This window comes from Chryseobacterium cupriresistens (assembly GCF_046614675.1).
GTDB classification, from domain to species: domain Bacteria; phylum Bacteroidota; class Bacteroidia; order Flavobacteriales; family Weeksellaceae; genus Chryseobacterium; species Chryseobacterium cupriresistens.
The window spans coordinates 43,222-55,917 of sequence record NZ_JBKKJT010000007.1 but is presented as its reverse complement, the minus strand read 5'-3'; the positions used below and the strand labels follow the sequence as shown (position 1 = coordinate 55,917).

Below are 12,696 nucleotides of genomic sequence, written 5' to 3'. Positions count from 1 at the left end.
GTATTTTTAGAAGATTGAAAAAATTCAATAAGAACAAGCTTAACCAAAAATTATAAAAGCCGGATAATCTCTGTTTAATCCCTGATAAGCTGTTTAATTTCATCCTGATATTTCCTATTCTGCTTTCTGATTTTCATAACAAAATAGGAAAAGATACTTAGTATAAAAAATCCAATAATCATCATCCCAGCCATAAAATAATCATATCGGGAGGCTAGCTTTTCACTTTTTTTCAGAGTCTCCATATTATGAACATCAATAGCGTGATTGATAGAGCTTAATTCACTCTGCTCTCTTTTGAATTTTGTTTCAAAATATTTCTTGCTGTACACCTGATAAAGGTCCGGGTTTCCCATTGCCAGATAATTATCCGCCATTTCCATATAAATTCCTTCATTAAGAGTCAGGTCTCCCGCTTCCCTACCCAGTTCTTCAGCTTTTATCAGCAGTGTAAGAGCTTCCTGATTCTGATGTTTTTGTTTATTCATCTCCGCAAGGCCCTTTAAAGCAAATGCCTCCAGGCTTTTTGCTTTGATTAACCTTGCCAGATTCATAGATTTCATAAAAGCTGTTCCGGCATTGTCGGGCTGGTTCAGATTGAGATAACAGTTCCCTATATTGTAATAAATGATGCTTTGGTTAAAATATGTTTTCTCCTGCTCTTTTACTTTTTCAAAATTTCTGATGGCAATTAAAAATTCCTGAAGAGCTATTTCCGGATTCGACTGACTTTTATAAATCATTCCTCTTAATGCATAACTTCTCGCCGTTTCAAAATGTCTCAGATAAGAATCTTCCGGAAGTTTTGTGAGATATTCATCAGCTTCATCCAGTGTTTCAAGACTTTTGCTGAAGAGTTCCATCTGCTGATACTGCACAGCAGCCGCAATCAAAAAACTGGTGTGAATTTTAGGATCATTCGTTTTCTGAAGCAATTCTCTTGCTTTTAGAATATATTGCAGAGATTCATCAAAGTTTCTTTTGGCAATTCCCGCTGTGGACAAAATCAGATAAATTTTAATGGATTTCTCAAGCCCATTTTCCTTTTGAAGCAGCTTTTTCCCAATATTAATGGCATAATCAGGATTGTTATAAATCTCACGGTTGGCAAGCTTCATCAGGGAATCATCAGAAATTTTCTGTCCTGAAAGAGCTGTCTGGAAAAGCAAAACACTTAGCAAAATGATATGGATAAAGAATTTCATCAGCTTTTATTTTTTATAATTTCCTGAATGTAGGTATTGGGAGACATTCCCGTGATCGATTTAAACACATTTGTAAATGCTCCGTGCGATGAAAACCCTGCGTATTCCGCCAGATAGCTTACTTTATAATTCAGATAGGCAGGATCTGTTTTCAGAAGACGGGCAATGTGATCAATTCTAAGCTCATTAATATAACCGTTAAAATTTTTTCCTTTGTTATTATTGATCACTTCCGACAAATATTTGGTATTTATCCCTGTCTGAGCAGATAAGATCGCCAGCGACATGTTCTTGTTCAGGTAACTGTCAGATTTTTCCCAGTCTTTGAGCTTCTGCAGAATTTCTTCTTCTTTTTCTTTTGAAATTTTAGAGAGATCTTTTTCCTGGGCTTTATTTTCTTTTAAAATTTCGATTGGTCTTTCAGCTACTCCTCCTGTTATTTCTTCTTTGAATTTCAGTTTTTCAAAAAAAACAAGCTGCTTCTTAAGATCTTTGGCTCTTGCGGATTCAATCAGAAAATAAGCAGTCATTATCAGGATAAGAACTAAAATAATACTTCCTGCTATCCGAAGCTGGTTTATCTTATTTTGTTTCTGAAATTCAAGATTTTTATTATGGTACGTTTCAAGCAGCTTTACAACATACTGAATCCCTTCTTTTTTGTTGGAATCCAGCTTTGCTTTCAGATCTGTATATAATTTATTGTAGTAGTAATATTTTTCATCATTATTAAGAGCCAGATAGTTGCGGGCAAACAATTCGTAAAAAATAATTTTCAGATCGTTATAAGGAAGATTTTCGATTTCAGAGAATCCTTTTTCCAACTTTTGGATGGCTGTATTATAGTCTCCTTTCATAAAATAGTATCGGGAAAGACTTTCATAAGCAAACGCACAGATAAAGGCATTATTTCCATGCTTTTCAATATCCGCAATGACACTATCAAACAATTTTTTTGATTCTTCCAGTTTGTTCTGACGTAAGAGAAAAGTAGACCTGAAAATACTATTTTCCCATCTGATAATTCTGTTTTCTCCATTTGTACCAGTGAGATAAGAATCACTCTTATCCATATTCAGTACAGCAGACTCATAGTCTCTTACCATCCCTGCATTGATAGCCTGAAGCTGAAATAACTTGGCGAGAACCATACGTTCTTTTGGATTCTGGCTTTTTAACAGATCCGGATCTTTTAAAATACCTGCAATGATTTTTTTTGACTGCCCATACAATCCTAAATTCTGATACTGATCTGCCAGATTATAATCATCAAACAATTGGATGAATTGTGAAAGATTCCCTCTTTTATCATCTTCTTCCTTCTGATTGGAAATACTTACTGATTGCACATAGTTTCCCTGTAAGGCATAAGCCTGGGAAATAATATTCCGGAGAATGACTTTATGTTCTATATTTTTATCACTGATCAGAAGACTTTGTGAATAGCTGATACACTCTTCAGGATTCTGATATAATTTCTGAAATGCTTTATCGGTTAAAATACTGAAATCCGGAGCCAGCTGCCCATTTATAAAAACCGGGCACCACAAAATGAAAAACAATATTACCATATTACTTTTCAGCATTTTTCTTACCATGAGGATCATTTTCCCACTGTTCTTAACTGATATTTCTATCATTACTCCTTTTAAACCACAAAACCACATTTGCCTGATTTACAATATTTTAATTTTAAAATTCTTGTAAATTCAGTGAATTATGCAAGCACATTCCTTGATGAGGGGCAAATATAACGCTAATATTGTTCAAACCTTTAAGTCGATTCAAAATATTAGACTTATTCTCAAATTTCAATGTAACCATCACACCTATTAGCCATTATTATTAAAAGAAATTAAAGAGAATATCACTATCATCTAATATATGATTTTTAAGACATCAATCAATCATCTGTATTCATTGATATAGAAAAGAAATAAAACGCAGACAATAAAGGCGGTATCTAATCTTAAAAAAAATAAAAATAAAATGAGAAAACACTACTTATTATGGATGATTTTCTTCCTCTCAGTTTATCAACTGAATGCACAGACTTACTGTGTTCCTACTGCCGGAGCTTCAGGCCAGAACAATTACTTAAAAAATGCTGTTTTTTCTGATCAGGGAGGTTTATATTATACAGCCACCGCATATCAGGCTTATGCAGATAATTCTTCCAGTCAGATCGTAACTTCCTATCCTGGAGGAACAGTGAACGTTCATCTGGATTTTGCCGGATCAGGAGTAAAATCCTATATCTGGATCGACTGGAATAATGACGGGGATTTTGATGATTTTTATGAGAATCCACTAGGCCCATCAAGTTATTCGGTTGTTGATGATCAGTTTTTTATTCCGCCTTCTCAGGCATCGGGAATATATAGAATCAGGGTACAGAGCGGAACCTCATTTCCCAATCCGGTAAATCCGTGCGGACCTAACAATTATGGTAATTTTGTAGATTTCAGTTTGAAGATAGATGCTTCTCCGACCTGTTTTGTTCCAACAACTCTTACTTCTTCCGGTATCACCAACAATTCTGCAATTATTTCCTGGACCGCTCCAACGACAGCACCGGGAAGCTATGAATATTATTATACTTCTTCCACTACTATTCCGGATGCCTCTACTCCGATATCGGGAACCAGTAATACAATCTCAGCACCTATCAGCGGACTTTTGCCTTTTACGACTTACTATTTTTATGTGAGATCAGTTTGCGGTACATCTAAAAGTGCATGGTCTTTAAGGGGGATATTTAAAACCAGGTGCGATGCTAAAACTTCAATGTTTGAAGATTTCGAAAATGCTGCAAGCGGGCCTAGTAACGCTGACTGCTGGGACAGGATTATTTTGGGAACAGGATATCAGACTATTGCTTCCGGTAGTGGTGTGAATAACAGTAAAGCCATGTATCAAAGTGCTAATGGGGCTGTCAATACAACCATTGCTGTACTTCCAATGTTCAGCAATGTAAATGCAGGAACCCATTGGTTGAGATTTAAAGCCAAAGTAAGCGGTACAGCCGGAGTATTAGACATTGGCTATGTTACCGGTGATACTGATGCTTCTTCTTTTGTGAATATTCAATCCGTGAATATCAGCAATACGGTTTATGACGGTTATGAATACAGTGTTGTAGTGCCCAATACCGTTCCTGCCAATGCAAGGCTGGCCATAAGACATGGAGGAATTCCTTCTGTGAGTATTTACTGGGATAATGTATATTGGGAGCCTAAACCAACTTGCTTTGCTCCAACAAATATTGTATTATCCAATGCAACCAGTGCAACAGCGAATATTACATGGACAGCACCATCTCCTGCACCAGCAATGGGATATGATATCTACTACAGTACAAACAACATTGCTCCAACCTCATCTACTGCGCCTAGTATAACAGGGGTAACAGCAAATCCTTATACTATCCAGGGATTAAACTCTGCAACAACATATTATGTCTGGGTGAGATCAAGATGCAGCTCCTCCGATCAGAGTGCATGGAGTAATATTGCTTCTATCCTGACTCTCTGTGCACCTGTGGCTGGTTTATCCGAGAATTTTGACTCTTATGCTACAGGACTGTTAACCAATGCTCCATGCTGGGGAAGAATTGTAACAGGAATTGCTGGCGTAAACATTAATGGAAACGGAGCTTTTTCCGGAACGAGACATATATTACAGCGCAGTATTTCTGCAGGAGATATATCAATTGCCATATTACCCGTGTTCACCAACATCAATGCCGGAACCCATTCTTTAAAATTCAATGCTTATTGCAGTGTTAATACGGGAAAATTAGAAGTCGGATATATGACCAATCCTGCGGATGCTGCCAGTTTCACTCTGATCCAGCAGCTGGATATCACAAATACATCCTATACTCCAGCTACAGGAAGCAGTGACTACACTGTTACGATTCCCAATACCGTTCCTGCAGGAGCAAGGCTGGCCATCCGCAATACATATGCTCTTTCAGGGAATGCACAATATTACTGGGATAATATTTCATGGGCTCCTACCCAGACTATGAATGTACATGAGAATACAACCCAAACAAAAACCGGCATCTATCCTAATCCTTTTACTGATGTGATTATGTTTACTGAAAGCAAAAATCTAAAATCAGTCAGAATCTACAGTACTTCCGGGCAATTCATCACTGAGATCAGAAATTTTGAAAATACCATTTCATTAAAGGATCTGGCATCAGGAGTATATGTAGCAAGAATGGAAATGAAAGACGGTACTTCTCATACCGTAAAAGTTATAAAGAAATAAATGTTGTCTCTGCCATTAAAAGCGGCTGAAATTGATCTGTCGCTTTTATGGCAGTTTTTTATCCCCCATAAGCTTATTCAATGAAAGACTTTTACTTTGTTTATACTCCGGATTTTACTATAATGAAGCAATGGTTCATACTGATCAGAAGGCTGTTGCTTACGGTATCTCTTTTTCTGTCCGCCACCAATACTCTTTTTTCCCAAAGAGATACTGAACATTGGTTTGCCCCTATGATGTCCAGACTTAATGATTCCAATAAGCAGGCTTTATTTTTATCTACAGATTCCATGACTCCTTTTCCTGTTACAATCTATAACAATAATACGGTCATAGGAACTGTAACTATCAGTAAAGGCAATCCTCAATCTTTTGACATTCCTGTGGATCATATGATTACAGGATTACAATCGGAGGCTTTTAAAGTAACCGGACGAGGTCTTTATCTCAAAGGAGACAAACCTTTTTTCTGTACTTTCAGGTTTTCCACAAAAAATCATGGAGAAATCCTTACGTCCAAAGGAAAAGCTGGTATTGGAAACAAATTTTATGTTGCTTATGGGCCTATTGCTACAGCTTCTTCCAATAACAATTTCACCTGTGGAGTACTTGCTACTGAAGACAATACAATGGTAACAGTATCTAATTATGGAGCTTCCGTTCAATTCTCCAATGGGACTACTGGTACCAACACGCCTTCAATGACTTTTACCTTACAAAAAGGGCAGTCGTATATTATAGAAGGTACAGGAAACCAGGCAGGAAACCAAAGCGGTTTTATTGGAGCTAAAATTGAGTCTAATAAACCCATAAGTGTCACAAACGGAAACTTCAATGGCCAGATTACTAATTCTAACAATGGCGGTGATATTTTAATGGATCAATCAATTCCTGTTGAACGCTTGGGAGATGAGTTTGTTCTCGTTAAAGGAATGGCTCCGATTGCCTCCAATGTAGAAGGAGCTATCGTAACGGCAACAGAAAATAATACACAGGTCTATCTTAATGATGATGTAAATCCTATAGCCACCCTTGATGAGGGGCAATTCTACCACATCAACTCTTCTTCTTATAGTAATCAGAACAGCAGCGGACATTACAATATGCGGATCCGGACAACTAAAAGAGTTTATGTTTACCAGCTTATGGCCGGAACTTCAACTTCATTTGTTGAGATTACTATTGGAGCCAATTATATACCCCCTCTCAGCTGTTTTCTTCCTAAGAAAATTGATGAAATAGGGATGATCAATATATTACCTTACTACACAACTATTACGCCTGCCGTTAAGCTTAATATTATAACCGGGTCCGGGGCAACGGTAACAGTTAACGGAACACCATTAACCTCTGCACAGGGTCCGTTTCCAGTCACCGGAAATGCAAATTGGGTATCTTATTCTGTCTCTAATATTACAGGTAATGTTACCGTTCAGTCTACCCAAGCAGTTACAGCAGGAATTGCTGCCGGTGAAGGAAATGTAGGCTACGGTGGTTATTTTGCCGGATTTTCTTCTATCCCTGTTATTGCAAGGAAAAACGGAACCTGTATTCCTGGTATGACCCTGGAGGTAGATGACAGTTATTCTTCCTATCAGTGGAATTTTAATGGAGCAGCTATTCCGGGAGCAAACAGCAATACTTACACTCCTACCCAGCCGGGAAATTATACAGTGACTGTATCAGTGGGAGGAAGCTGTCCGCCTGCGACAACTCCTGTTTATAAAGCATTTTCCTGTCTGGTACAGACAACAAAAGCGCTGACAGTATGCTCGACAGGCACCCCTTTGACTATAACCCCAGCTTTTACTAATTCTTCCCAAACTCCGGTTCCGGGTACTGTACAGATCATCACTCCGCCAGCCAATGGTACACTCCATGTAAACCCTACAACAGGACTGCTTACTTATACAGCTAATACAGGGGCTGCAGCCGATACATTCACTTATAAATTCTGTGGTAACGTTCCCGAATTTACCGATTGTGAAGAAGTAAAGGTAAACATTACCGTACAATCAGTGAATGTTGTCAATACTACAATCAAGGCCTGCAATAATAACGGAACAGGAATTTTTGATCTCACTTCTGCCAATGTGGGAGGACCATCGGGAAGTAGTAAGAAATATTATCCCACCGCCGCAGATCTGGCTGCCGGTACTAATGAAATTATTCCAGCCAATGCTTATGTATCATCTGTTCCTAAAGACATTTATGTAAAAGTAACAACGCTTGAAGGGTGTTCTGCCCAGGCAAAGATCAGTCTCCTGTTTAGTCCTTCCCCGCAGGTTCGGAATATATCTTTAACGTCATGTTATATTGCTTCCGCTCCGGATAAAGGAAGCTTTGATCTCACCCAGGCATCTGTTACCAGCGAAACAGGTATTACAAAAGAATATTATAAAACACTCCAGGATGCTGGAGCAGGTATCAATGCTATCCTGAATCCCAGTGTTTACATTTCCTCCGGCGGAACGGTATACATTAAAGTAATTAATGCTACAGGTTGTTATACTATTGCAACAGTAACTCTTACCGTTACCCTGCCCCATCCTTCTCCTTTGCTTAAAGATCAGTTTATCTGTTTTAATTCTACAACCACACTGGATGCAGGAACGGGATATCAGTCATATGAATGGAGCACAGGCGCTACTACCTCATCAATCTCCAATGCAGGAGTGGGAAATTACTGGGTGATCCTGGAACATGATCATTGCTTTACCAAACAGAATATTACGATAAAGGCCGCTCCCAAACCTGTTATCAAAAATATTGATATTGAAAACAATAAAGCTACTCTTACCGTAACCGGCGGACAGCCTCCTTATCTATACTCTCTTGATGGTGTCAGCTGGCAAAGCTCTAATATTTTCATTAACCTCCCGAACGGACAGAACAAATTTTATGTAAAAGATTCTTATAACTGTGACCCTTTAAAAGTAGAATTAACAGTTATTAATCTGATCAGCGCTATTACGCCTAATGGTGATAATATTAATGATACAATTTCGTATGCAGATTTTGCTTATAAAAAAGACCTGTCTTTTATGGTGTACGACAGATACGGAAACAATGTTTTTACCGGGACACGCTTTAACAATTACACATGGGACGGTATGTTCAGTAATAAAAAACTGTTTACCGGAACTTACTGGTACGTCATCACCTGGAAAGAACCAGCTCTGCAGGATACCAGCATTAAATACACCGGATGGATCTTGTTGAAAAATAAAGATTAATTCATAGGCTTACAGCCACCGTCAAGTTCAATTTAATTTAATCTTCCCTACAATTTATGAAAAGGATCATATTTATTTTTATACTGCTATTCTTATCTTCAATTGCTTATGCACAGCGGGATACAGACCACTGGTTTGCTCCCATGGTTGTAAGTTCTTCCAACGGGTCGCCGAAACAGACACTTTATCTTTCCACAGATAATATAACTCCTTTTCCCGTTACCATTTACAATAATAACACCGTTATTGGAACGGTTACTATCAGCAAAGGAAATCCACAGACCTTTGATATACCCTGGAATCTGATGACAGGCCAGAATACAACGGATGCCATGAGTGTAAAAACAAGAGGCCTCTATCTTCACGGTGATTTACCTTTCTTTGCTACCTACAGATTTTCGGAAATCAATCACGGGGAAATCTTAACATCAAAGGGAAAAGCTGGAATCGGAACGAAGTTTTATGCAGTGTATTCACCATTGATGAACAATCAGATCAGTCAGAACTTCACTTGTGGTATTCTGGCAACAGAGGACAATACCCAGGTTAAAGTTTCCGGATATGCCATGACTACCTGGTTTTATAATAATTTCAACGGGCTTACCCATCCCAGTATTACAATTACTCTGAATAAAGGACAGTCTTATATATTGGCAGGCTATGCCAATAAACCCGGAAATAAAGATGGTTTTATCGGAGCTAAAATAGAATCTACGAAACCGATATCAGTAACCAACGGAAATTACCACGGTCAGTTTGGGCTGGCTCCTCCTTATAACGGTGAAGACATTGTGATGGATCAGTCTGTTCCTGTAGAACGCCTTGGTCAGGAGTTTGTTCTTATTAAAGGAATGGGCAACCTTCTTCCAGAAATCGAAGGCGCCATTATTGTTGCTACTGAAAATAATACGGAAATCAGACTGAACAACAACCCTACTCCGGTTGCTACTCTGAACGAAGGACAATATTACCGTGTCAGTGCAATGAATTATATCGTTAACGGGCCATCCCATCTCAATATGTATATCAAAGCATCAAAAAATGTGTATGTTTATCAGCTCCTTTCAGGCATTGCAGATAATGATGCCACAGAAGGTTTTAATTACATTCCTCCTTTGAACTGTTTTCTTCCCACTGTTATTGATGAAATTGGAAAAATTGGAGAAATGCCCTACTATACGACATTCAACCCGCCACTTTCTGTAAAGCTCAATATCCTGACGCAGGCAGGTGCCGGAGTGGCTGTAAACGGGGTAACACCTGCAGCGGCACAGGGACCTTTTCCGGTAACCGGAACTTCAGACTGGGTTTCTTACTCTATTCCAAACATATCCGGAAATATTACGGTAACTTCCACCAAAGCGGTTACAGCCGGCATTATTGGAGGCAGCGGAAATCTGGGGTATGGAGGATATTTTGCAGGATTCAATTCTATTCCGGTGATTAGCAAATCTTCCGGAGAATGTGTTCCGGGAATTGTATTAGAAGTAGAAAGCGGCTTTGATCATTATCAGTGGAACCTCAACGGAACACCTATTCCGGGAGCCAACAGCAATACCTACACTCCTGCACAAGCAGGAAACTATACCGTATCGATTACGAAAAACACCTGTGCACCTCTTACAACCTATCCTTACAAAGTATTTACCTGCCTTGTTCATACAGTAAAACCGATGAATGTCTGCAGTGCCGGTACTCCTGCTACCATCACTCCTGCCTTCTCAAATTCTACACAGATTCCGGTACCGGGTACTGTACAGATCATAACCCCTCCTGCAAACGGAACTTTAACCGTAAATCCTGCAACGGGAGTCCTTACTTACACGGCCAATACAGGCACTACCACTGATACTTTTACTTATAAGTTCTGTGGAAATGATCCCGATTTTACAGATTGTGAACAGGTAAAAGTAAATGTAACCGTTCAGCCCTTGATTTTAACAGATACTACGGTAAAAAGCTGCGAGAGTAACGGAACAGGTATTTTCGATCTCACGACTGCTGCTGTGGGAGGACCGGCTAATGCTGTCAGGAAATATTATCCTACAATGGCCGATTTAAATGCCGGTACCAATGAAATTATTCCGGCAAATGCTTATTCATCAGCTGCCCCTGCTATTGTTTTTGTAAAAGTGACAACGGTAGAAGGCTGTACAGCTACTGCAAAAATCACACTTCAGTTTTATCCCAAACCAAATGTGCAAAATGCTGCACTCTCGGGTTGTTTTATTCCGGCCAGTCCTAATACAGGAATATTTAACCTGGCAACAGCACTTGTCACTACGACCAATTCTGTGACCAAAAAGTATTATCCGACATTGAATGATGCAATCAACGGAACCAATGAAATAACAACTCCGAATGCTTATACTTCTCCCAATACCATAGTATTTGTAAAAGTAAGCAATGCTAGCGGCTGTTTTGATTTTGCTCAGGTCACTTTAACAGTAACACCACCTAAACCTTCACCGCTTTTGACAGACCAGTACATATGCCCGGACGCCCGGGTTACATTAGATGCAGGGCCAGGTTATACCTCTTACTTATGGAGCACAGGAGCAACTACTCCCTCTATCACAGCTTCCATAGGTAATTATTGGGTGATCCTGACTTCCAACGGATGTGAAACAAAGCAATTTGTAAAGGTAATGTCTGTTCCTGCTCCAAAAATCAAAAAAGTGGAAACTACAGGAAATACGGTTACACTTACTGTAGAAGGCGGTACGCCTCCTTACCAATATTCAAGGGATGGGATGATATGGCAGGATTCTAATGTTTTTACAGGCCTTCCAAGAGGTAAAAATATTTTTTATGTGAAAGACTCCAGCAACTGCCACCCTGTAGAAGTACAGATTCTGGTTCCAAATCTTATCAATGCCATTACTCCCAACAGTGATGGTATCAATGACACACTGGATTATACGGAGCTTGCATTTCTGAGAGATTTAAAGTTTGGTATATTCAACCGGTACGGACAGCTTATCCATTCTTCGGATAAAAACAATAATTTCAAATGGGATGGCACTATCGGAGGTACTCCGGTAAACAGCGGCACCTATTGGTATGAAATAACGTGGACGGATCCGGATACCCAGAAAATGGTTTCCTACACCGGATGGATTCTGGTAAAAAACAGGAATTAGATCAAATACAATTATTCAATCAGGATTGTAATACTTTTTGTTTAAAGAAACTGTCTCATTTTTTTGAGACAGTTTTTGTTTTTTCTTCTATCCTTTAGAATATTTATGCAACTCCTTTTATTTTTGCTCCGTTCTTAGCCGCTTCGATTTTCTTAGTATTCCTAAGCTCACGTTTCATTTTACGGTAGTCCCAGGGAGCAACCGCATTGATATCCTGCCAAAGGCCTATTTTCTTCTGTTGTGCAGCTTCCTGCAGTTTTCCCAAAGAGGCATCTTTGGAATAGGAAAAATACCACCATCCCAATCCTGCTTTGATAAGCTCTTTGGAAAGGTATTTCCCATCGTCATAATACACTTTCGCAATGGATCTTCCATAACGGTCCGTAGTGGTTTCAACAAAGCTTACGGTTTTCCCAAAAACCTGAGCAGAAGTAAACTGTTTCGCATTTTTACCGAACGCCTGCCCACTTTCCGGACAATCGACTTCAGCCAACCTCAGTTTTTTTTGCTGGTTGCCTTTTAACAGTAAAGTAATGGTATCTCCGTCTGAAATTTTAATCACTTTTCCGGTCGTCTGTGAAAATAGGAATACAGGGAAAAGTACGTACAGCAGCATTAATCGTTTCATGGGGCAAATATAGGGATTAGTGGGGCTTGTTTAATGAAAAAACCTCGCGTTTTGCGAGGTTTTTATAATATTAAATTGAGTTATTTGATTTTTCTCACCTCAAAGTCGGGAGACTTTGCGGAGCAGGAAGTCTGTGAGAATAGGAATACAGGAAAAAGTACGTACAGCAGCATTAATCGTTTCATGGGGCAAATATAGGGATT

6 protein-coding genes are annotated in these 12,696 nt (G+C 39.0%); 3 read left to right on the top strand and 3 right to left on the bottom strand.

Annotation, left to right across the window (positions count from 1 at the left end; all coding sequences use genetic code 11):
* Window positions 1-74: 74 nt before the first annotated feature.
* Both ACLI50_RS17825 and ACLI50_RS17820 read right to left on the bottom strand, forming a co-directional pair.
* Window positions 75-1,205 (bottom strand): tetratricopeptide repeat protein, encoded by a 1,131-nt coding sequence (locus ACLI50_RS17825; protein WP_343643616.1) that lies wholly within the window; start codon window positions 1,203-1,205, stop codon window positions 75-77.
* Window positions 1,205-2,845: a helix-turn-helix domain-containing protein gene (locus tag ACLI50_RS17820; RefSeq protein WP_343643614.1), complete on the bottom strand. Its 1,641-nt coding sequence runs from the start codon at window positions 2,843-2,845 to the stop codon at window positions 1,205-1,207. The genes ACLI50_RS17825 and ACLI50_RS17820 overlap by 1 nt, the downstream gene beginning before the upstream one ends.
* A gap of 349 nt (window positions 2,846-3,194) precedes the next feature.
* Here ACLI50_RS17820 and ACLI50_RS17815 point away from each other — a divergent pair, with 349 nt between their 5' ends.
* The 3 genes from ACLI50_RS17815 (at window position 3,195) to ACLI50_RS17805 (ending at window position 11,865) form a co-directional block, all read left to right on the top strand.
* Complete coding sequence (locus ACLI50_RS17815) at window positions 3,195-5,486, top strand: fibronectin type III domain-containing protein (RefSeq protein ID WP_395972696.1); 2,292 nt, start codon at window positions 3,195-3,197, stop codon at window positions 5,484-5,486.
* An 80-nt stretch (window positions 5,487-5,566) separates the two neighbouring features.
* Complete coding sequence (locus tag ACLI50_RS17810; RefSeq protein ID WP_411414337.1) at window positions 5,567-8,722, top strand: T9SS type B sorting domain-containing protein; 3,156 nt, start codon at window positions 5,567-5,569, stop codon at window positions 8,720-8,722.
* 56 nt (window positions 8,723-8,778) lie between these two features.
* A complete protein-coding gene (locus tag ACLI50_RS17805; protein WP_343643607.1) occupies window positions 8,779-11,865 on the top strand; it encodes a T9SS type B sorting domain-containing protein in 3,087 nt (1,028 codons plus the stop codon).
* A gap of 103 nt (window positions 11,866-11,968) precedes the next feature.
* Here ACLI50_RS17805 and ACLI50_RS17800 read toward each other — a convergent pair whose 3' ends face one another.
* Window positions 11,969-12,493: a thermonuclease family protein gene (locus ACLI50_RS17800; protein WP_411414336.1), complete on the bottom strand. Its 525-nt coding sequence runs from the start codon at window positions 12,491-12,493 to the stop codon at window positions 11,969-11,971.
* Between the last annotated feature and the right edge of the window lie 203 nt (window positions 12,494-12,696).